This is a genomic window from Halomonas meridiana, from assembly GCF_009846525.1.
Lineage (GTDB): Bacteria > Pseudomonadota > Gammaproteobacteria > Pseudomonadales > Halomonadaceae > Vreelandella.
Genome location: NZ_CP024621.1, coordinates 16,055 through 37,452 on the forward strand (window position 1 = coordinate 16,055; position 21,398 = coordinate 37,452).

General features: G+C 61.2%; 20 protein-coding genes and 1 other RNA gene. 13 read left to right on the top strand and 8 right to left on the bottom strand.

Annotated features, from left to right (window positions below):
* Positions 1-43: 43 nt before the first annotated feature.
* Complete coding sequence (locus tag CTT34_RS00065) at positions 44-1,162, top strand: glycosyltransferase family 4 protein (RefSeq protein WP_159340530.1); 1,119 nt, start codon at positions 44-46, stop codon at positions 1,160-1,162.
* Here the strand turns inward: CTT34_RS00065 and CTT34_RS00070 are convergent.
* Complete coding sequence (locus tag CTT34_RS00070) at positions 1,144-1,887, bottom strand: 3-deoxy-D-manno-octulosonic acid kinase (protein ID WP_159340531.1); 744 nt, start codon at positions 1,885-1,887, stop codon at positions 1,144-1,146. The two genes, CTT34_RS00065 and CTT34_RS00070, sit on opposite strands and share 19 nt — an antisense overlap.
* Between CTT34_RS00070 and CTT34_RS00075 the strand changes: the two genes are divergently transcribed.
* Genes CTT34_RS00075 through waaA form a run of 3 tightly spaced genes read left to right on the top strand, consistent with a single transcriptional unit; the run spans position 1,886 to position 5,689 of the window.
* A complete protein-coding gene (locus CTT34_RS00075; protein WP_159340532.1) occupies positions 1,886-2,983 on the top strand; it encodes a glycosyltransferase family 9 protein in 1,098 nt (365 codons plus the stop codon). The two genes, CTT34_RS00070 and CTT34_RS00075, sit on opposite strands and share 2 nt — an antisense overlap.
* Positions 2,973-4,403: a bifunctional D-glycero-beta-D-manno-heptose-7-phosphate kinase/D-glycero-beta-D-manno-heptose 1-phosphate adenylyltransferase HldE gene (gene hldE / locus CTT34_RS00080; protein WP_159340533.1), complete on the top strand. Its 1,431-nt coding sequence runs from the start codon at positions 2,973-2,975 to the stop codon at positions 4,401-4,403. The genes CTT34_RS00075 and hldE overlap by 11 nt, the downstream gene beginning before the upstream one ends.
* On the top strand, positions 4,403-5,689 hold the full coding sequence (gene waaA, locus CTT34_RS00085) for a lipid IV(A) 3-deoxy-D-manno-octulosonic acid transferase (protein WP_159340534.1): 1,287 nt from the start codon (positions 4,403-4,405) through the stop codon (positions 5,687-5,689). The genes hldE and waaA overlap by 1 nt, the downstream gene beginning before the upstream one ends.
* Here the strand turns inward: waaA and rpiA are convergent.
* Positions 5,684-6,355 (bottom strand): ribose-5-phosphate isomerase RpiA, encoded by a 672-nt coding sequence (rpiA, locus tag CTT34_RS00090; RefSeq protein WP_159340535.1) that lies wholly within the window; start codon positions 6,353-6,355, stop codon positions 5,684-5,686. The two genes, waaA and rpiA, sit on opposite strands and share 6 nt — an antisense overlap.
* 157 nt (positions 6,356-6,512) lie before the next feature.
* On the opposite strand from rpiA, the gene ilvA reads away from it, so the two are divergent.
* Entirely contained in the window at positions 6,513-8,027 is a 1,515-nt protein-coding gene (ilvA, locus tag CTT34_RS00095; protein WP_159340536.1) for a threonine ammonia-lyase, biosynthetic, read from the top strand.
* Positions 8,028-8,435: 408 nt separating this feature from the next.
* Here ilvA and CTT34_RS00105 read toward each other — a convergent pair whose 3' ends face one another.
* From CTT34_RS00105 to CTT34_RS00115, 3 genes are all read right to left on the bottom strand, one after another.
* The gene (locus CTT34_RS00105; RefSeq protein WP_254436500.1) at positions 8,436-9,071 is read right to left on the bottom strand and encodes a 5-formyltetrahydrofolate cyclo-ligase; all 636 of its coding nucleotides are present in this window, start codon (positions 9,069-9,071) and stop codon (positions 8,436-8,438) included.
* A gap of 6 nt (positions 9,072-9,077) precedes the next feature.
* A non-coding RNA gene (gene ssrS, locus CTT34_RS00110) (6S RNA) lies at positions 9,078-9,260 on the bottom strand.
* A 59-nt stretch (positions 9,261-9,319) separates the two neighbouring features.
* Positions 9,320-9,628: a cell division protein ZapA gene (locus tag CTT34_RS00115; protein WP_159340538.1), complete on the bottom strand. Its 309-nt coding sequence runs from the start codon at positions 9,626-9,628 to the stop codon at positions 9,320-9,322.
* A gap of 167 nt (positions 9,629-9,795) precedes the next feature.
* Here CTT34_RS00115 and CTT34_RS00120 point away from each other — a divergent pair, with 167 nt between their 5' ends.
* The 4 genes from CTT34_RS00120 (at position 9,796) to CTT34_RS00135 (ending at position 14,365) form a co-directional block, all read left to right on the top strand.
* Positions 9,796-10,374 carry a UPF0149 family protein gene (locus CTT34_RS00120; protein ID WP_159340539.1) on the top strand — a complete coding sequence of 193 codons (579 nt, stop codon included), beginning with the start codon at positions 9,796-9,798 and terminating at the stop codon, positions 10,372-10,374.
* 24 nt (positions 10,375-10,398) lie between these two features.
* Positions 10,399-11,736, top strand: a complete 1,338-nt coding sequence (pepP, locus tag CTT34_RS00125; protein ID WP_159340540.1) for a Xaa-Pro aminopeptidase — start codon at positions 10,399-10,401, stop codon at positions 11,734-11,736.
* Positions 11,737-11,826: 90 nt separating this feature from the next.
* Positions 11,827-13,065: a 2-octaprenyl-6-methoxyphenyl hydroxylase gene (ubiH, locus tag CTT34_RS00130; RefSeq protein WP_159340541.1), complete on the top strand. Its 1,239-nt coding sequence runs from the start codon at positions 11,827-11,829 to the stop codon at positions 13,063-13,065.
* 43 nt (positions 13,066-13,108) lie between these two features.
* Positions 13,109-14,365 carry a UbiH/UbiF/VisC/COQ6 family ubiquinone biosynthesis hydroxylase gene (locus tag CTT34_RS00135; protein ID WP_159340542.1) on the top strand — a complete coding sequence of 419 codons (1,257 nt, stop codon included), beginning with the start codon at positions 13,109-13,111 and terminating at the stop codon, positions 14,363-14,365.
* Here CTT34_RS00135 and CTT34_RS00140 read toward each other — a convergent pair whose 3' ends face one another.
* The 3 genes from CTT34_RS00140 to gpmI form a co-directional block, all read right to left on the bottom strand.
* On the bottom strand, positions 14,366-15,667 hold the full coding sequence (locus tag CTT34_RS00140; protein ID WP_159340543.1) for a S41 family peptidase: 1,302 nt from the start codon (positions 15,665-15,667) through the stop codon (positions 14,366-14,368).
* Between the two features lie 102 nt (positions 15,668-15,769).
* Complete coding sequence (locus tag CTT34_RS00145) at positions 15,770-16,912, bottom strand: murein hydrolase activator EnvC family protein (protein WP_159340544.1); 1,143 nt, start codon at positions 16,910-16,912, stop codon at positions 15,770-15,772.
* The gene (gpmI, locus tag CTT34_RS00150) at positions 16,912-18,474 is read right to left on the bottom strand and encodes a 2,3-bisphosphoglycerate-independent phosphoglycerate mutase (RefSeq protein ID WP_159340545.1); all 1,563 of its coding nucleotides are present in this window, start codon (positions 18,472-18,474) and stop codon (positions 16,912-16,914) included. Before gpmI ends, CTT34_RS00145 begins: the two co-directional genes overlap by 1 nt.
* A 254-nt stretch (positions 18,475-18,728) precedes the next feature.
* On the opposite strand from gpmI, the gene CTT34_RS00155 reads away from it, so the two are divergent.
* The 4 genes from CTT34_RS00155 to CTT34_RS00170 all read left to right on the top strand — a co-directional run bounded on the left by CTT34_RS00155 (position 18,729) and on the right by CTT34_RS00170 (position 21,339).
* Positions 18,729-19,151, top strand: a complete 423-nt coding sequence (locus CTT34_RS00155) for a rhodanese-like domain-containing protein (RefSeq protein ID WP_159340546.1) — start codon at positions 18,729-18,731, stop codon at positions 19,149-19,151.
* Between the two features lie 64 nt (positions 19,152-19,215).
* Positions 19,216-19,725, top strand: coding sequence for a protein-export chaperone SecB (gene secB, locus CTT34_RS00160; RefSeq protein ID WP_044628537.1), 510 nt, complete (start codon positions 19,216-19,218; stop codon positions 19,723-19,725).
* A gap of 3 nt (positions 19,726-19,728) precedes the next feature.
* Positions 19,729-20,496: a 16S rRNA (uracil(1498)-N(3))-methyltransferase gene (locus CTT34_RS00165; protein ID WP_159340547.1), complete on the top strand. Its 768-nt coding sequence runs from the start codon at positions 19,729-19,731 to the stop codon at positions 20,494-20,496.
* Between the two features lie 138 nt (positions 20,497-20,634).
* Positions 20,635-21,339, top strand: a complete 705-nt coding sequence (locus CTT34_RS00170) for a CvfB family protein (protein WP_159340548.1) — start codon at positions 20,635-20,637, stop codon at positions 21,337-21,339.
* Positions 21,340-21,398: the final 59 nt, after the last annotated feature.

Below are 21,398 nucleotides of genomic sequence, written 5' to 3' on the forward strand. Positions count from 1 at the left end.
TTGTAAGGATTGTTTAACAGTGGGCGGCTAGGTAGGGCAAGCGATGGCAAATAAGGTACTGCAACTGTGTCTTTCCGATGGTAAGGGCGGAATGGAGCTATACGTAGACCGGGTGATAGAAGATCTGCTGGCGGAAGGTTGGGACGTCATCGGCATCTGCCTGAAAGACACCAAGGTAGAAACTTACATGCAGCGCAACGGAGTGCCGTATAAGGCCTTTGCGAGCAACGGGCAGGCGCTGGTCAACCTGCTGTCGATACGTCGCTGGTTGAAGGAGGAAAACATCTCCGTCATTCACTGCCATAAATCGAGTGATCTACGCCTCACCACCCTGTTAAAAGCGCTGCTACCGAAGCTAAGAATAATTTATACAGATCACGTGGGCGGGCAGCGCCCTAAAAAAAGCGCCTATCACCGTGTTGCCTATGGCAGCGTTGATCGTGTGCTGTCTATTAGCCAAGCAACGTATCAGCGCAATATCCGCAATTTACCGCTTCCTCAGGAGCGAGTGATTTGCTTGCCCCACGGAGTCGATATCGATAAGTACCAGCCCAATCGTGACCCTGCCGCCATTATGGCTAAGCGTGAAGCGCTGGGTGTGCCGGCAGACGCGGTGCTTATCGGGCTGCCGGGCCGGGTGACGCCTGGCAAAGGCCAGGACGTCTGGGTAAACGCCCTGCTAACGCTTGACCCCACGCTTAACTTTTATGCGCTCTCTATCGGTGGCACTGACTATGCGTCAGGTGGCGTGGAAGCGTTCTATGCCGAGCTGCAGCGCACCATCGCGGGCACGCCGCTGGCGGATAAAATCACCTTTCTAGGGCATCGCAGTGACCTGACGGATATTTTGCCCGTACTGGATGTGGTGTGCATTCCGTCAGAAAACGAAGCGTTCGGCCTGACCATCATCGAATCCATGGCCTGTGGGATGCCGATCATTGGCTCGAATACCGGGTCGTTGCCGGAGCTAGTGGATTCTGATTCCGGCGTGTTGGTAGGCCCGTTTGACGTGCCCGCCTGGCGCGATGCCATGGACACGCTAATTCGCGATGCGGCCACACGTCAAGCGATGGGGCGTGCCGCGCGTCGGCGCGTGGAGGAGCACTTCAGTAACAAGCAGCACGTGAAGCGCTTAATGGAGATTTACACGGCGTCTGCATAGCCTGCGTAAAGCGGTGCCATCAGATTTTTCACTTGGCTAGGGGCAAACTTCACCACCGAGCGCTCCAACCGCTGCAGGTTACTTGCCTGCCACTTGCCTGGTGGGCGCAGACGGCAGCGGTCGAGATCGATCAGCCAGGGCTTGCCAGCCTCATCCACCAGGATGTTGCGGGCGTTGAGGTCTACATGGTCCAAGCCTGCTTGATGAAAGCGTTTAATCATCGCGCCGATGCGCTTTAGCAGCGCCTCATCAGCCTCGCCATCGGTGAGTAATGAGGCCAACGCCCGAGCACCGGGGATGCGCACGGTCAGCAGCGCCGCCTCATAGGTCAGCCCAAACCGTGTGACGCAACAGGCCACCGGGCGGGGCACGGGTAGGCCTTGCTCATACAGCGCGGCGGTCAGGCGCACTTCGCGAAACGCTCGGGTGCGTTCTGCCCCCAGCCAGACATAACGCTGCTGGCTGAGTTTGGCGATCAGACCGCCGCGCTGGTAGGGCCGCAGCACCCACTGTTCGTCGTCGCGTGCTTGCAGGAACAAACTGCTACCACGGCCCGGCGCTTCGCCGACCACCAAGTGACGCGCTCGCCAATACGCCGCTTCAAACAGCGCCGTGCTCAAGGGGTGAGTAGGGGAGGACAGTTGGTGTGATGCGCAGGCGTCACTTAAACTGTCAGCATCATGTAGAATCAGCCCATTTTTCTGCTGGAGTGCCGCTAAGCGCATGAAGCCCTCTCTGCCTGCTCAACCAAACCATATTGCCATTTTGCGCCTCTCCGCCTTGGGAGACGTATGCAATCTCGTGCCCACGGTGCGAGCGCTGCAGCGTCAGTGGCCGAGCGCGCGCATTACCTGGATTATCGGCAAGGGGGAGCACAGTTTACTGGCGGGGCTTTCTGGGGTCGAGTTTGTAGTGTACGAAAAATCGACGGGGCTCTCCGGCATGCGCGCTATCTGGCGTGAGCTGGCGGATACCCGCTTTGATGTGCTGCTGCATATGCAGCAGGCCATTCGCGCCAGTGTGCTCTCGCTGGGGCTTAAAGCCAATGTGCGCGTCGGCTATGACAAAGCTCGCGCCAAGGACGCCCAGCACTGGTTTACCCAACACCAGCTAGCGCCCCATGCCAACGCCCACGTGCTGGAGTCATTCATGGACTTCGCCCGTTTACTGGGCGTCGAAGACGACCGCCTAGAGTGGAATCTCGCGGTGCCCGCAGTGGCCTATGAGGAAGCCCGCGCTATTAGTGGCGATGCCCCTTATTTAGTGATTAACCCCTGTAGCAACGCGCGTTTGCGCAACTTCCGCAACTGGTCGGTGGAAGGCTACGCCAGCGTGATTGAACACGCGTGGGTGCAGCACGGTCTGAAGAGCGTACTCACCGGTGGCGGCAGCCCGCTTGAGCGGGAAATGGGTGACCATATCGAAGCGCTCTGCCAGTCAGGAAGTGTGATCAATGCCATTGGCGGCACCTCGTTGAAGGGCGTATTGGCGCTGATCGACAACGCCCGCGCGGTGATTGCGCCGGATACTGGCCCGGCTCATATGGGCAACGCCATGGGCACGCCAACGCTCGGCCTTTATGCCACCACCAATCCCCAGCGGGCCGCGCCCTACTTGTGGCGCGACTTTGCCGTCAATGCCTACCCCGATGCGGTACGCACCTACCTGCATAAATCGGTGGACGAGGTGAGCTGGGGGCAGCGAGTACGCCATGCCGATGCCATGGACTTGATCAAGGCTGACGATGTGATTGCTAAGCTAGACGCGCTGCTGGCGCATACCGCAGCGCAGACCACAACAGGACCCTCGGATGAAAGTTGATTTAACCGCCCTGGAACATGCCCGCGTACTGGTGGTAGGCGACGTCATGCTCGACCGCTACTGGCACGGCGGCACCTCGCGGATCTCCCCAGAAGCGCCGGTGCCCGTGGTACGCGTGGAAGATGCCGACGACCGCCCCGGTGGCGCAGCCAACGTAGCGCTCAACGTGGCGTCCCTAGGCGGCCATGCGGCGCTGGCGGGGGTCGTGGGCGAGGATGAGAATGCCGAGCTGCTCACCAAGCGCCTGGCTGCATCCAATGTAAGCACTTACTTTCAGCGCAGCCCCGACATACCAACGATTACCAAGCTGCGCGTGATGAGCCGTAATCAGCAGTTGCTGCGCTTGGACTTTGAGCAGCGCCTCGACAGTGTGGATACCAGCGGCCTGCTGACACAGGTTGAGCAAGCCCTGCCTGAGTGCGACGTGGTGATTTTATCGGACTACGGCAAGGGCACGCTCAACCAAGTGGAGCGGTTGATCGAGATGGCTCGCCATCACGGCAAGCGAGTGCTGATCGACCCCAAAGGCCAAGACTTCACCAAGTACCTGGGGGCCAGCCTGATTACCCCCAACTTAACCGAGTTTGAAGCCGTGGCAGGCCCATGCGCCACCGACACCATACTGGCCGAGCGAGGCGAAGCGCTGCGTGCTGAGCTGGAACTCGAAGCGCTGTTGATTACCCGCAGCGAAAAGGGCATGACGCTAATTCGTGAAGGCCACGCACCGCTGCATCTGCCCACCCGTGCCCAGGAAGTGTTCGATGTGACCGGCGCAGGTGACACCGTGATTGGCCTGATGGGGTTAGCGCTAGCCGCTGGCCACTCGCTGCCGGAAGCAATGATGCTAGCGAACCTCGGTGCGGGCCTGGTGGTGGCCAAGCCGGGTACCGCCACGCTCTCCATTGCCGAGCTCTACACCGCGCTGCACGGCGATAAGCTGGCCGAATTTGGCGTGATTACGCAGGCAGCATTGGTGGAGGCCGTGCGCGCCGCGCAGCGTCGCGGCGAGCGTGTGGTGATGACCAATGGCTGCTTCGATATTCTGCATGCGGGCCATGTGGGGTATTTAGAGCAGGCCAAGCGCCTGGGCGACCGCCTGATTGTGGCGGTGAACGACGACGCCTCCATTGGCCGCTTAAAAGGGCCAAAGCGCCCCATAAACCCGCTGAACCGGCGGATGCAAGTACTGGCCGGGCTCGGTGCGGTGGATTGGGTGGTGCCGTTTAGTGATGACACGCCCGCCGCCCTGATTGAGCAAGTACTGCCGGATATCCTGGTTAAAGGCGGCGACTACCGCCCCGAGGATATCGCTGGCGGCAGCGCCGTGATTGCCAACGGTGGCAAGGTGAAAGTGCTGGGCTTTGAAGACGGTGTGTCCACCTCGGCGATGATCAGCTCGATTCTGGATCGCGAAAGTTAATGGCGCTATCCCGTTGGCCGCGATTGGCCTATTCGGCGGTGCTGTATGGGCTAGCGCCGCTGATTGGCTGGCGCATCTGGCGTGAGCAAGTACCCACTTACTCGCGGCTCCAGCGGCTGGGGGTGCGCCTTGAACCATTGCCTCCCGCGCCGCGTCTTTGGCTTCACTGTGCCTCGGTAGGTGAGGTACGCGCAGCCCGCCCGCTGATCGAAGGGCTGCTGGCGCGGTTTCCTCACCATAGCCTGCTGCTGACCACCATGACCGCCACCGGTGCCCAGCAGGCGCTGGCGCTGATCGCAGAGCAGAGCGCTACTGATCAGCGTCGTCTTACCCACCGTTTTCTTCCGCTGGATTTCCCCGGCGCGGCCAAGCGCTTTGTGGCCCGCGTGCAGCCTGAGCTTGCCATCCTGTTTGAAACCGAGCTGTGGCCCAATCTGCTTCACGCCTGCCACCGGCAGGCGGTGCCTGTTGCAGTGGTCAACGGCCGACTATCGCCCCGCGCGTTTGCCCGCTATCAGCGTCTTCGCCCGCTGATGCACAGCGCCTTAGCCAACGTGACATGGCTTGCCGCCAAATCGTCAGAGGACGCCGCGCGCTTTCAAGCGCTGGGGTGTGCGGCCGACGCCACCACCGTGGTGGGGTCGCTGAAGTTTGAACAAGCACTGCCTGAAAAGGCGCTGGCAGAAAGTGAGCGCTTACTTCAGGCGTGGGGAGAGCGGCCCGTCTGGGTCGCGGGCTCGACCCGCGATGGGGAAGAAGCGCTGCTGCTCACGGCCCACCGGCAGTTGCTCAAACGCTTTCCAGACGCACTGCTGGTGCTGGTGCCTCGCCACCCTCAGCGCTTTGACGAGGTGGCGGCACTGTGCGAGCGCGAGGGCTGGGAGATTAGCCGCCGTAGCGAGCAGCAACCCGTTACACCCGCCACCCAGATTTACCTGGGCGATACATTGGGCGAACTGGCGGCGCTGTACGGCGCGGGGAGCGTGGCTTACGTAGGCGGAAGCTTGGTGCCGCTGGGCGGGCACAACGTATTGGAACCTGCCGCACTGGGTAAGCCCGTGCTGTGTGGGCCGTCGCTGGAGAACTTCAGTGATGTTGCCGAGCCACTGCTGGCGGCCAAGGCGCTGACCGTGGTGGATACCCCAGAAGCGTTGGCAAGCACCCTGGCAGAGTATATCGCCTACCCTCAACGTGCTCGGCAGGCGGGTGAGGCAGGGCAGGTGGTGATCGAAGCCCATCGCGGGGCGCTGTCGCGCACCCTGGATGGGCTGGGTCGCTATTTATAGCGCCGTCCGCTCTACCCCTTCTGCTTTGCCGAGCAGCAGTACGTCGGCTCCGCGTGCGGCGAACAGGCCGTTGGTAACAACGCCGACGATGCTGTTAATGCGCGCTTCCATGGCGACCGGATCATCGATCATAAAGTTAAAGCAGTCGATGATATGGTTACCGTTATCGGTCACCACGCCCTGACGATAGACGGGCTCGGCGCCTAGCTTGACCAGCTCCCGCGCCACGTAGGAGCGCGCCATGGGAATCACCTCCACCGGCAGCGGAAAGTGGCCCAGCTGTGGCACGTATTTGGAACCATCGGCGATACAGATGAAGCGCTTGGCGCAGGCGGCGACGATCTTTTCTCGAGTCAGCGCTGCACCGCCGCCTTTGATCATATGTAGGTGAGCATTCACTTCGTCTGCACCATCGATGTAGAAAGGCACGTCACCCACATGGTTCAGTTCAAATACCTCGATGCCCAGGCCTTTGAGTCGTTCGGCGCTGGCTTCCGAGCTGGCCACGGCGCCCTTGAATCGGTCACGCAGAGGGCCTAAGCGGTCGATAAACAGGTTGGCTGTCGAACCGGTGCCGATACCTAGTACCGTCTCTTTTTCCAGGTGCGGCTCAATTTCGCGAATAGCGGCATCCGCCACAGCGGCTTTTAGTTCATCTTGTGTCATGATGGTTCCAGTATCAGGGAGGCAGTCGCCCTTAGTATAACGGCCTAAGCGGCGAGTGCCGACGGAAACGCCGCTAGACGTTGCCAGTCGTAATCTGCTACCAATAAAGGTTTTGTTCGCACCCGCCAGGGCCACGTCATTTTTCTGGGATGTCAGCATGCTCGAAGCAACCGTCAAAAAGATCCTCCAAGCCCGCGTTTATGAAGCCGCTTGTGAGACGCCCATTTCGCCCGCTCCCTTTTTGTCGCGTCGTTTCAACAACCAGATTTTGATTAAGCGGGAAGATTTGCAGCCGGTCTTTTCGTTCAAAATTCGCGGGGCCTACAACAAAATGGCCCAGTTGACCGATGAGCAGAAAGCCAAGGGCGTGATCGCCGCTTCCGCGGGCAACCACGCACAAGGGTTGGCCATGGCAGCCAAGCTGATGGGAGTGAAAGCGGTGATCGTCATGCCACGCATCACGCCAGACATCAAAGTACAGGCGGTGCGTGCCCGTGGGGCGAAAGTCGTGCTGAAAGGCGATGCCTTTGCCGCCGCTGCCGAACACGCCCAAGAGCTGATCAAAGAGCATGGCTACACTTATATTCCCCCGTTCGACGATATCGACGTGGTGGCCGGGCAAGGCACCATTGGCGTCGAGATTCTGCGTCAGCACAGCGGCCGTTTGGATGCGATCTTCATCCCCGTGGGCGGCGGCGGGCTGATTGCCGGGGTGGCTGCCTACGTGAAGTACCTGCGTCCGGATATCAAAATCATCGGTGTGGAAGCGGAGGATAGCGCCTGCTTGAAAGCTGCGCTGGACGCCGGTGAGCGCGTGGTGCTGGACCAGGTGGGCGTCTTTGCCGAAGGTGTGGCGGTCGCGCAAATTGGCGAGGTGCCGTTCTCGCTGGTGCGTGATTTGATCGACGATGTGATCACCGTCAATACCGATGAAATGTGCGCCGCGGTGAAAGATATCTTCGAGGATACCCGCGCCGTCGCTGAAACCTCCGGCGCGCTGTCGTTAGCGGGCCTAAAGAAGTACGTGCAGCAAACCGGTGCAGAAGGCGAGACGCTGCTGTGCATTAACTCGGGCGCCAACACCAACTTCGACCGTTTGCAGCATATTGCCGAACGCACCGAGCTGGGCGAGCAGCGCGAAGCCATTCTGGCCGTCACCATCGCCGAAAAACCCGGCAGCTTTAAGAAGTTCTGCCGCACGCTGGGCAAACGCATGGTGACCGAATTTAGCTACCGCTATGCCGACGATAGCGAAGCGCACATTTTCGTTGGCGTACAGGTCAAGCCGGGTGGTGAAGATCGCCAAGCGGTGATCGATAAACTGCGCGAGGGCGGTTATCACGTCGAAGATTTGACCGATAACGAGTTAGCCAAGCTGCATATTCGACATTTAAGCGGCGGCCGCCCCAGCGAGCGTTTCGAAGAAGAGCTGTATCGTTTCGAGTTTCCAGAGCGTCCCGGGGCCTTGATGAATTTCTTAACCCAATTGCCACACGACTGGAATATTTCGCTGTTTCACTATCGCAATCATGGGGCCGCTTATGGGCGTGTACTCGTGGGAATGCAAGTGCCGAGCGAAGACCGGGTTCACGTGACCGAGTACTTAGATGCCATCGGTTACCGCTACTGGCAAGAGAGCGACAACCCCGCCTACCGACTCTTCATGGCGTAACGTAATGTAAGTGCCCGCTAACGGCGCAAGCTAGAGCTGCTAGGCAGTTGAGGGAGTCTGAAACGTTTAATTGCGGGGCTAAAATAGTGCTTTTAGCAGTTGTCATCGAGCCCCTTATGGCCCTATAGTCGTGATCGAAATTAATGAGGTGTGTCATCTTCCCAAAATGAAAAGCTTGGTGACGCACTAAGGGCATTTGGCAACTGCGAAAGACGTTGGAGAAGAGGCATGCGGCGTAGAAAGCCTGATATGGTGATGGCATTGACAGTGGTGTTTTTGCTCGGTGTATTAGCCACTGGATATGCACAGGCGCTGTCGGGGAGTTAACCAACGGTTAATGATAGCGCGCTCAGCACTCATGCTGCACCTACTGGGTGACTAGATAACAAAACGGGCTGATCCTTGTGATCAGCCCGTTTTGTTTGGGCGCGCCACGCCGATATCGCTGGCGACCGCAGTGAGCGGAATATCCCAAGGTTCCACGGGCAGTGCTTCTACCTGCTGGCAGGCGTGGGCCACGCCAATCAGCGCAGGCGCAGGCCCCGGACGACGCATAAACGCCAAACTGCGGTCATAGAATCCGCCGCCCATACCCATCCGGTTGGCCTGCTGATCGAACCCCACCAGCGGCACGATGAGCGTATCCAGGGCCCAGGCGGGCAGCCGATGGCGGCGCTGGGCAGCAAATCGGGGGCATGGCTCAGCAATGCCGAAACGATTGTTGATCATCGGGGTGTTGGCATCATACGCCACGAACCAGAGGCGGTTGCCGCTAAACGGGCGAAGTACGGGCAGGTAGATGGCCACACGGCGTTGGCGTAGCCAAGGAATCAGTGGCGTAGGATCGATCTCGCCATTGACCGGCAGGTAGAGGCTGATGCGCTTGGCGCGACGAATTTCAGGAAGCTGTTTCAAGCGCTGACACAGAGTCAAGGCGGCTTGCCGTTGCTGCTGGGCGGAGAGCGCACGGCGGCGGCGTTTCAAATCGCGCCGAAGGGCCTGCTTGTCGCTAGGTGAGGTAGAGGTCATCTCGCGAAAGGTCATCACAAAGTGTTCCCCAGAATGCCGCTGTCGTTCTGGCCCTGAACCTACTGGTTCAGGTGGGTGGCCGCAGCCAAACCGTCAGGCTTTCCGACGCACGGACATGCACACGGGTCTGGCTAGCATTTGGCCCCCTGGGTACTGCGCATAGGCTCGAGGGACTATAACGACTGGCGTACATCCCAGAGAACATCGCTATCCTAACAGAGCCGCTGCCAATGCCAAAGTCTCGGTTGCAGTGGGCGAGCCGCTCAAGGCTCTTTGCGCGGCCGGGCACCGGCCAATGCACGTTCGAGCCGGTCGTTCAAACGGCTAAGGTTGGCTTCACCCGCACGGTGCTCATCCAGCGCTTCCAGCAGTTCATGGGTAATATTGAGCGCGGCCATGATTGCGATGCGCTCGCTGCCCAGGACGCTGCTTTGGGCATGAATGCCGTGCATGGCGCGGTCCAAATAGCGAGCAGCGCGTTCGAGCTGGGCTTCTTCGCCGGTGTCGCAGGCAATCATATAGCTGCGACCCAGTAGGGTAATCTCTTTCGTTGGCCGCTTTGCGTGACTCATCAAAGGCTCCAGCACGGGCCAGCAAGGGGCCCGATGCGTTAACATCACTACATAGGAAGGATAGACGGCGTTCACTATAAGAGAGCCGCTCATGCGGGGTCAACGCGCAGGCACCCCGCCCTATCCCTGTGGTCATACCTTCATCTTTGGTAAAGCGAGCAAGAATCATGTCATTGATTGACGAGCGCCAGGATTTTTCTGACGTAGCGGATGTATTTTTACTCCACGGCAGCATGCAGTCCCCAGCCTTTCTGGATGGACGACTGTGCGGCTTGTTGGCGCTGCGCGATGTCACCGCCGACGCATGGCTGGAAGAAGTGTGCCTCAGTCTAGGGGTCGAGCAACCCCGTGACCCGGCCAGCGCCGAGCGCCTGTTGGGCTGGCGGCGCCAGACGTTGGAAGCATTGAGCGCGAGCGATATGAACTACGCGCCGCTGCTGCCCGACGAGCTGTTCTCTCTTGCCGAGCAGGCGCAGGGGCTGAAAGAGTGGACATTGGGTTTCATGGAAGTGATCGAGGACGTCGCCGACGACACCCTGCGGGAGCGCTGGTCGCAAACCCTAAAAGAAGCGATCGATGACCTGGAAGGCCTCGGTCAGATCGAGACCGACATCGACGATAGCCCCGAGAACGAGAACGATCTGTTTGCCTTGACCGAACACGCTCGGATGGCGGCCATGCTGCTCTATACCGAACAGCATCCGGGGCAGCCCCAGGTAGAGCAAACCGACGCCCCCGTTCATTGAGCCACCACGCCTAAAGGAGCCGTTATGCCCACGCAACTGCCTCGCCCCGCTGCCATTCAGCCTGAGGAGTACCGCCAGCGTCGAGAGAGGCTCATGGCCAAGCTGCCGAGCCATGCTGCGCTGCTGGTGCCTGGGGCGTCTTTGGTGACCCGCTCCCACGACAGCGAGTACCCCTTCCGCCAGCAGAGCGATTTTTACTACTTGACCGGCCTTCAGGAGCCGGAGGCGCTACTGCTGCTGTTGCCGGGCCGTGCCGAAGGGCAAAGCGTGGTGTTCTGCCAAGACCGCGACCCCACCCTGGAAGCCTGGACCGGCCGCCGTTTAGGGGCGCAGGGCGTTGTCAGCCAGCATGGCCTCGACCAAGCGTTCGAAAATGCCGAGCGTGACGCTCTGCTGCCCACGCTGCTCGATGGCCGTGAGCTGCTTTATGTGCCGCTGGATAATCCCGACGCGCTGAGCATTGCCGAAGACGCGTTGGCCTACTCGCAGGCGGGCATGCGCCGTGGCAAGCCCGCGCTAAAAGGCTGGTTGGATAGTCGCCCGCTGATTCACGAGATGCGCTTGATCAAAAGCCCCGCCGAAATTGCACTGCTGCGCCATGCGGCGGCGATTTCCGCTCAGGCCCACGTGCGCGCCATGCGCACCTGCCAAGCTGGGCTGAGCGAATATCAGCTCCAGGCCGAGCTGGAGCACACCTTTGTTTGGCACGGCGCTAGCGGGCCTGCTTACAGCACGATCGTCGGCGGCGGGGCCAATGCCTGTGTGCTGCACTATATTGAAAACAGCGATGTGCTGGAGGAAGACACGCTGGTACTGATCGATGCTGGGGCAGAGTTCGATATCTACGCAGGTGACATCACGCGCACCTTTCCGGTCAGCGGTCGCTTCAATGACGCTCAGCGGGCGCTCTACCAAGTGGTGCTCGATGCTCAAGTGCGCGCGGTGAATGCCATCGCCCCCGGCGCGACGTTAGCGGAGATCCATCAAGGAGTCGTGGCGGATCTCACCGCTGGCCTCATCGAGCTAGGCCTGCTGTCGGGCGACGTGCAAGCGCGTATCGATGACGAGAGCTATCGGCGCTTCTATCTTCACTCTACCTCGCACTGGCTAGGGCTGGATGTTCACGACGTGGGCACCTATCGCCTCGACGAGGCCACTCCACGGCCGCTGGAACCCGGCATGGTGCTGACCGTCGAGCCCGGCCTTTACATTCCCAGCGACGACGATATTCCCGACGCTTATCGCGGTATCGGTATTCGTATCGAGGATAACGTGGTGGTCACCGACCAGGGCCATGACATCTTGACCGCGGACGTACCGAAACAGGTGGCCGATATTGAGCAGTTAATGGCGAATAAATAACCAGCTGCATCACGCGGCTAATTGATTATGTAAGCTACGTTACGAAATTACGAATCGCAGTGATCGTGCGATATGAACGAGGAGAGGCCAATGCATGGGGCTGAGCAGGGACCACGTCCACAAGCGCCGTCGCCCACCCATGACATCGTGATCGTGGGCGGAGGGCTGGTGGGGGCCAGTTTGGGCTGTGCATTGGCACCGCTCATCAAGCGCCACGGTTGGCGGGTCGCCATCATCGAAGCCAATGCGCTACCGCAGAGCACTGAGGACACGACGTGGCAGCCGAGCTTCGATGCCCGGGCAAGCGCCATTGCCGAAGGCTCGGCGCAGCGCTTTCGCCAGCTAGGCGTGTGGGAAGCGATGCAGGTCGAGGCCACACCGATTAATCGTATTCATATTAGCGAGCGGGGCCGTTTGGGCGCGACGCGCCTTAATGCACAAGAGCTAGGCGTCGCTGCCTTGGGGCACGTGATTCCCAACGCCTGGATGGGGCGCGTGCTGCATCAAAAGCTGCAGCAACTGCCTATCGAGTGGTACTGCCCGGCCACGGTGGCACGGCTAACGCCCACGGCCAGCGGCCACCATTTGCGGCTTTCCGATGGAAGCGAGCTAACGGCGGCGTTGACCATTTTGGCCGATGGCGGCCGCTCGGGGCTGAAGGAGCAGCTCGGAATCGCCAGCCGCCGTCACTCCTATGAGCAAACGGCGGTCATTGCCCATGTGGGCATTAGCCAGCCCCATCAAGGGGTTGCTTACGAGCGCTTTACCTCTGAGGGGCCCATCGCGCTGCTGCCACTGCCGGGGCAGGCCATGGAGCTGGTCTGGACCCACGCCAGCGGCAGTGAAGGCACTCGAATGGCGCTGCCGGATGCAGCGTTCTTGCGCCAGCTTCAGCAGGCGTTCGGTGACCGCGTCGGGCGCTTTACCCGCGTTGGCCAGCGGTTTAGCTATCCGCTGTCGCTAGTGACGGCAGAAGAGCCCGTTCGCCCCGGCTTAGCCGTGTTGGGCAATGCGGCCCATGCGCTGCACCCGGTGGCTGGCCAGGGCTTCAATTTAGCGCTGCGCTCGGTGATGGATTTAGTGGAAGCGCTCTCCCAAGGGGCTCAGCAGCAGCGCTCCTTGGGAGATATGAACACGTTGCAGGCGTTTGAGCGCCGCCGCGCCCAAGACCGCGCCAACGTGATCCGTTTTAGTGACGGCTTAGTGCGGCTGTTTGGTTACTCGTGGCCGCTGCTGCCCCACGCCCGTGGCGCTGGGTTGATCGGCCTTAATTTGATTGGCCCGCTGCGCCGTGGCTTGGCACGCCGCGCGATGGGCCTGGAGCGCTGACGCTCTCATCCAGCGCCCTCAATGACCCAAGCCAAGGAGTGTTATGACAACGCAATCACAAGCAGCTAAGCCGCCCGTCACGCGTTTCGATGCGGTAATTGTTGGCGCGGGTATGGTGGGCACTGCGCTGGCGGGGCTATTGGCAGAAGCGGGAATGCAGGTGGCGCTGGTGGAAGCCAAAGCATCGACGTTGCACCTGGATGACGTCGCTGGCGAGATTCCCGCCCCCCGCGTCAGCGCGCTGACCCCGGTGTCCCAGCGACTGCTCACCCATTTGGGTGCCTGGCCCGCTATGCAGACGGCACGCGTCACGCCGTACCGTTACATGGAGGTATGGGATGCCGAAGGCAGTGGTCATATTCGCTTCTCGGCAGACGAAGCGGGGACCGCCGTGTTGGGTCATATCGTCGAGAATGACGTGACGCTGGCCGCGTTGAACGAGCATGTCGCCAAGCAGCCGACCCTAACGCGCTTGAATGGCGTGCGGGTAGAGGCGCTGCAAACCACGGCGCGTGGCCGCTGGCTGGTGCTCGACGATGGCCGACAGCTGCAAACGCCGCTGCTTGTCGCGGCCGATGGTGCGCGCTCTGCCTTGCGCGCGCTAGCGGGCATCTCGGTAGCGGAGGAGTCCATGGCGCAAGAGGCCGTCGTCACCACGGTGCGCTGCGCACAGCCCCATGGGGCCACCGCACGGCAAGCCTTTATCGCGGGTCGTCCACTGGCGTTCTTACCCCTCACCGTCGACGGGGATGATCGCTACTGCTCCATTGTCTGGTCCACCACGCCTGAGCATGCCCAAGCGCTGACGGCGTGCTCGGCAGAGGCGCTGGGGCAGGCGCTGGGCGAGGCGTTTGATCATCGTCTGGGTGATGTCATGCCCGTGGATAGCGCCTATCGGTTTCCGCTGGTACAGCGCCACGCCCAGCATTATGTGCAGCCCAACTTCGCGTTAGTCGGCGATGCCGCCCACAGCCTGCATCCGCTGGCCGGGCAGGGCGTCAATTTAGGATTGATGGACGCGGCAGTGTTAGCGGAAGAAGTGGTCTTGGCTTGGCGGCGCGGCGCGCCGTGGGGCAGTGTGGCCACGCTGCGCCGCTACGAGCGTCGTCGGCGCTTCGATAACAGCGCCATGCTAGGCTTGATGAAGGGGTTCAAGGGGCTGTTTGGCAGCCAGCATCCGGTGTTTACGCTGGCGCGCAACGTGGGTATGAACGGTATGAACCAGCTCGTGCCGCTTAAACGCTTGGTAATGCGGCAGGCGACCGGAGAGCGAGGCCGCCTGCCGCTATCGTGCCGCTAGCTAGCCGCGACGACGATCCACTACGTTCAGCGCTTTCAGCAGGTTCAGCGCTTCGCTGAGCTGGTAATCCTCGCGCAGCCGCTGAGACATGGCGGCGCGCTCGGGTGGCATATCGCTTTGGCTGCCTAGATGGCCGTCTAAATCCGATTCGCGGATTTCGCGACGCCCTTCCGCCACTTCCAGGCGGCCGCGCACCACTTCGACGTCCGGCTCGATGCCTTGCGCCTGGATCGAGCGGCCATTCGGGGTGTAGTAAAGGGCGGTCGTCAGCTTCAAGCCTTCGCCATTGCCTAGCGGCATGATTTGTTGCACCGAGCCCTTACCGAAGCTCTCGGTCCCCATGATGACGCCCCGGCGCTGATCTTGCAGCGCGCCCGCGACGATTTCCGCCGCCGACGCGCTGCCACTGTTGATGAGGACCACGAGCGGGATGTCGCCCGCTGGTGTATCCGGAGACGCCGAAAACGACATTTCGGTATCCGAGAGTCGCCCTTCGGTATACACGATCAGCCCATCATCGAGGAATAGATCGGCGACGCCCACCGCTGCCTGGAGGACGCCACCGGGGTTATTGCGCAGATCCAGAATCAAACCTTCCAAGGGCCGCTCTCGGGCCATACGCTCGATGGCACGGCGAGCCTGTTCGGGCGTGCGGGACTGAAATTGGCTAATGCGCAAATAGCCGTAGCCGGGCTCCAGCACCTCTTGCTTGACGCTCTCACTGCGGATCACTTCACGGGTGAGGGTGAACTCCCGCGGTGACTCTTCGCCGGAGCGCAGGATCGTCAAACGCAGTGGCGTGCCGGGTTCGCCGCGCATCAAGTTGACGGCTTCCTGCAGTGAGAGGCTATCGGTGGGGGTGCCATCGATGGCCACGATGATGTCCTGAGACAGCAGGCCTGCCCGGGAGGCGGGCGTGTCATCGATGGGCGTGACGACCATCAGTTGGCCATTTTGGGTGCCGACTTCGATACCGATGCCGCCAAACTCGCCCTGCGTGGATTCCCGCAGGCTTTGGTACTCCTCTTCATCCAGGTAGGCCGAGTGGGGGTCGAGCTCGCTGAGCATGCCCCGCATGGCGTTGCGCAGCAGCGTGCGGTCGTCGACCTCTTCGACGTAACCGCGTTTGATACGCTCGAATACCTCGGCGAAGGTTTGAATCTCCTCCAACGGCAGGTCATCGGCGACGCTGTTCGCCGGCTGAGCGGCCAAAGGGAGCGGGGCAGCCAGCAGCGCGAGCGGAAGCAGGGTGGCCAAGAAACGCTTGGCAGGGGCCGATACCTCGGTAACAGATAGCGTCATGCGGACTCCGCTAGGCGAAAGGCAGCGCCAGTGGCACTGCGCGGGTTGTGAGGGTCATGATCAAGAGAGTGACTATAAAGAGAGTAGCATCAGCTTATCCCGTCAACGGCGCGCAATCCAACGTTGCGGATTAATGGGTTCCCCGCCTCGCCGCACTTCGAAGTAGAGCGCTGGCCGGGGCTGCCCGCCGCTGTTGCCCACCCGGCCAATAGCGTCGCCACGATTCACCTGCTGTCCGGGGCGGGCGCTGAACTGCTGCAGGTGCGCATAAAGCGTCATGATCTGGTCGCCATGGTCGATGATCAATAAGTTGCCGAACCCTCGCATCCAATCGGCGAAGACCACGCGACCCGAGTGGACCGCCGTGACCGCCGTGCCTTCGCTGGCCTGAATCACGATACCGTTGTAGTGCACCCCATCCCGCCGCTGAAAGCTGGCGGTGATGCTGCCCTGCACGGGCCAGGGCAGATCCCCTTGCGTGCGGGTGATGTGCGTAGTGGGCGTGGGCTCTGCCAGGCGTGCCAATTCGGCTTGAATCGCGCGGAGCTGCTGCTCTGCCTGCTCGCGGCTCTGGTTCAGGTCGGCCAAGCGTTCCGCCTCGCTCCCGTAGCGATCATCGAGCGTATTGACGACGCCCCGGCGCGCTTCGGTGCGCTCGGCGAGTAGAGCGCTTTGGGTCTCCAGCTCGTCCGCCAAGGTATCCAAACGCGTTTGGCGCTCTGCCAGTGCTTGTTCGGTATCGGCAAGTGCCGTGTCCAGCCGCGCAATATCGGCCAGGCGCTGCTGGCGCGCCTGTGTTAGCCGGTTCAAATAGGCCTGCATACGGTCCAGCTCGGCAGGGTCACGTTGGTTGAGCAACAGCTTGAGCTGGGGCGTAGGCCCTAGCCGATAGAGCGCGGCGAGCTGCTGCCCGAGCGCTTGATACTGAGCTTCCCGTTCGCTCTGCAAGCGTTCGCGGTGCTGACGTAATTGGGTGGTCTCGTCATTGAGTTGGCGCCGCTCCGCCTGAAGCTGGTCCAGCCGCTGGTGGGTCTGGGCGAGCTCGGTTTCCACCGCCTTTAGCTCGCGTTGAGCGCTATCGCGGGCTTGGCCGGTCGCGCTGAGCCGCTCGGCCATGGCGTCGATCTCCTGCCCGAGCGCATCGAGCTGCTCACGAGCAGCGCGTTCGTCCGGCTGCGCCAAGGCGGGCTGCTGGCCCAAGGCCAGCAGCAGAGTGGCAAGGGCGAGTGGTCGCCACATGGGCATTACGTGAAGCGCAGCAGCGGCGTGCCGGTCATCGCCTCAGGCTGTGGTTGATTCATCATGGTCAGCAGCGTGGGGGCCAGGTCGCACAGGCGGCCGTCGTCGAGTTCTGCCGCCCGCTCTCCCACGTACACCAGCGGCACCACAAACGTGGTGTGAGCGGTTTGCGGGGCGCCGGTTTCCGGGTGGACCATCTGTTCGGCATTGCCGTGGTCGGCGGTAATCAGGCAGGCTCCACCCGCACGCTCGATTGCTTCCACCACGCGGCCAACGCAAATGTCGACGGTCTCGATCGCTTTCACGGCAGCGTCGAAATCCCCGGTGTGGCCGACCATGTCGCCATTGGCGTAGTTGCACACCATGAGATCGAAACGGCCGCTATCGATGGCCTCCACAAGCTTGTCGGTAATCTCGAACGCGCTCATTTCCGGCTTTTCGTCGTAGGTTTTCACGTCGCGGGGGGAAGGCACCAAGATGCGCTCTTCGCCTTCGTACTCGGCTTCGTTACCGCCGGAGAAGAAGAACGTCACGTGGGGGTACTTCTCTGTTTCGGCAATGCGCAGCTGGGTGAGGCCACGCTTGGCCACCACTTCGCCTAGGGTGTCGGTGAGGTCGGTAGGCGGGAACGCCGCAGGGGCATCGATGTCGGCGGCGTATTGGGTCATCATCACCAACCCATCGCCTGCCAGCGTTGGGCGCACCTGACGCTCGAAGCCGTCGAAGTCTGCCTCGGTGAAGGCGCGAGTGAGTTCGCGGGCGCGGTCGGAGCGGAAGTTCAGGAATAAGGCGGCGTCGCCATCCTGTAACGTCACGGCGTTACCGTTGCCCGGTACGCGCGTGGCGGCGACGAACTCATCGGTTTCGCCGCGTTCGTAGGCATCACGCAGGCCGCTTTCCGCGCTGGTGGCGGTGTACTCCGCGTGGCCGTCGGTGAGCAGGCGGTAGGCTTGCTCGACGCGTTCCCAGCGGTTGTCGCGGTCCATGGCGAAGAAGCGGCCAATGATGGACGCAACAAAGCCGTTATCGGCACCGACCAGTTCTGCTAGACGGGCGTTGGCGCGCTCGATAGACGCCAGCGCGCTTTGCGGCGGCATGTCCCGGCCATCTAGAAAGGCGTGTACATAGATGCGCTGGGCACCGCGTCGCGCCGCCAGCTCGGCCATGGCGATAAAGTGGTCTTCGTGGCTGTGCACGCCGCCGGGTGAGAGCAGGCCGAGCAGATGCACGGCACGGCCATTGGCGACCGCGTCGTCGATGGGCTTGGTGAGCACCTCGTTGGTGTCCAGGTCACCCTCTTCGATGGCTTTGGTGATACGAGTGAAGTCCTGGTAAACGATACGCCCGGCACCCAGGTTCATATGGCCGACTTCGGAGTTGCCCATCTGGCCGTCGGGTAGCCCCACATGACGGCCATCGGTATGCACGAAGGCGTGGGGGCGGTTAGCCCATAGCGCGTCCATCACCGGCGTATTGGCCGCTGCCACGGCGTTGTGAGCACTATCGGGGTTGTGGCCGTAGCCGTCTAGGATGATCAGCGCCACGGGGCGCGGTGCAGATGATGCCATGAAAGAATCCCTCGTTTGTGGGTCAGCCAAGCGACGTGAGGTACTGTTTGAAACGCTGGTGAGGCCAGCTCCGCCAGTTTTCAGACAACACCTGATAATCGGGGTCGCGACAGGCGCGCGCTTGGGGCATCATAACGCAGGCAGCCGTCGGGCGTCATGGCCTGCGCGGTATGCCCTGTGACGTGTATACTTGTCGCGTTTCTGAGGGCGGTGACGCCGCTTTTTTCTGCATAGACCAAGAGATTGTGTTCGCGATGATCGATCAGCTGTTCGAATTCGTAATGAACCACCCCCTTCTCGTAGGGGCATTTTTGCTGGTGCTCATAGCGTGGATCGTTTACGAAACGCGCAGCGCCTCCTCGAATGCGGTGTCCTCTACCCAGGCCACGCAGCTCATCAACCGCGAAGACGCGGTGGTGCTGGACATCCGTGAGAGCAAAGACTTCAAAGCCGGCCACATCGCAGGCGCTCGTAACATTCCCCAAAGCAGCCTGGATAGCCGCATGAACGAGCTGGAGAAAGTGAAGAGCCAGCCGATCATCGTGGTGTGCAAGCATGGCCAAAGTTCTGGCGCTGCCCAGGCAAAGCTTGCCAAAGCCGGGTTTGAGCGGGCAATGAAGCTGCGCGGCGGCATGATGCAGTGGCAGGCGGATGGCCTTCCGGTGGTCAAGAAGTAAACGAGAGCATACGTCGCGGTAACGCCGCACCCCTTTTTAATGGATGAACAATCAGGAGTATCCCATGGCGGAAGATAACAACACCCCGCAGGCAGGCGCCGCAGAAGGCGAAAAGCCTCAGCTGAAATTCTCGTTACAGCGTATTTACGTGAAAGACATTTCTTTCGAAGCGCCGAACTCTCCGTCCGTGTTCAAGCAAGCGTTCAAGCCGAAGGTCAACCTGGACCTCAATACCACCAGCCAGAAAGTGGCCGACGACCAGTATGAAGTCGTGGTGAAAGTGACCGCACAGGTCAACGACAGCGAAACCGGCACTACCTCGTTCTTGGCGGAAGTCGAGCAGGCGGGCCTGTTCCGTATTTCGGGCATCGAAGGCGCACAGCTCGAGCAAACCTTGGGTGCATTCTGCCCCAACCTGCTGTTCCCGTACGCCCGTGAGTGCGTTGATAACCTCGTCAACCGTGGTGGCTTCCCGCCGCTGATGCTGGCGCCGGTCAACTTCGAAGCCATGTACGCCCAGCGCAAGCAGCGCGAAGCGCAGCAGGCCAGCCAAGCGGCTGAGAACACGCACTAACCCATGTCGGACACGCTGACCGCCGCCGACTGGCAGGCCCAACACGGTAAAATGCCCCGTCTGTATGTGCCTGCCGAGTTAGCCGCGGGCACGACGCTGGCGCTCCCTGACGGCCCGGCCAAGCACGTGACCCGCGTACTGCGCATGGGTGAAGGCGCGCCGCTGATCGTATTCGATGGCAGTGGGCATGAGGCGGGCGTGCGGTTAGCCGAGGTGAGCCGCAAGCAGACGACCGTGACCGTGGAAGCGGTATGGGCGGGTAGCGGCGAGTCACCGCTGGCGGTGCATCTTGGGCAAGCGATTTCCAAGGGCGATCGCATGGATTACGCCATTCAAAAAGCCGTCGAACTCGGAGTGGCGGCGATTACCCCGCTCTATACCGAGCGGGGCGATGTGCGTTTGAAAGGCGACCGTGAAGAAAAGAAGCTGGCGCATTGGCAGGCCGTGGCGGCCAGCGCCTGCGAGCAGAGCGGCCGGGCAGTAGTGCCGCCTGTTCACCCTCCGCAGACGTTAGGCGAGTGGCTGGCCGAGCGCCAAGAGCCGCTGCGCTTGATGTTGCATCTAGCGACGGGTAACGGCTTTGCTCAGTCAGAGCGGCCTACGTCCGCCGCGCTGCTGATCGGTCCGGAAGGCGGGCTGAGCGACACGGATATTCAGGCTGCGACGGCCAGCCACTTCACGCCTCTTACCCTGGGGCCGCGAGTGCTGCGCACCGAAACCGCTCCCGTTGTTGCGCTCACGCTCTTGCAGCACCACTTCGGCGATTTGTAAGCGCTCACTATCGAACCGCTGCCGTCTTTGCTGCGGCAGCGGTTTTTTTGTATCCGGCGCTCGCGTCACTCGACGCCGCTTTGCCTTGCTTTGGCAAGGTACCATAATGAAGATCTACTTCCTGTAAGGACGGCACCCATGGTCCGTGAATCACACGCCACCCCTCGATCTGTCAGCGATGCGTCTGCCCAACTGGGCGATGTGGCCTATTTAACCGTGACGGCGGTGAACAGCACCGGGGCGTTTTTGCGTTGGGGGCAGCCCAAAGACGTGCTGCTCCCTTATAGCGAGCAGCGCTTTCGCCCCGACCCCGGCAAGCGGGTGCTGGTGATGCTGTATAGCGACGACCAGGGGCGACCGGTTGCTACCATGCGACTCGACCGTTTCCTAACGGACGACGCCTGGGCGTTAGAGAAAGGCGACGAAGTCGATGTGGTGGTGGCCGACCGCACGGATTTAGGCATGAAAGTGGTGGTCAATCACCGCTACTGGGGGCTGATCTACCAAGACGACATTACTCAGCCGTTGCGCCGCGGGCAGTCGCTAAAAGGCTTTGTGAAACAGCGCCGCGAGGATGGCCGCGTGGATATTTCGCTGCTACCGCCCGGCGCCGCACGTCTGGACGTGGTGGGTGACAAAGTGCTAAAGGCGCTGCGCGAAAGCGGTGGCTATTTACCGCTAGGCGATAAAAGTTCGGCGCACGATATCAAAACGCGACTAGGGGTGAGCAAAAGCGCCTATAAACAGGCGATTGGCCGACTCTATAAACAGCAGTTGATCACCCTGGCGCCGGATGCGATCCGCCTGGTACCCGGTGCGCTCTCCGATACGTCGGATACCTAGCCGCGGTTGGAGCCGTGCCTGCAGTGCGGCATACTGATGACCTATTGATCCTGCATGGA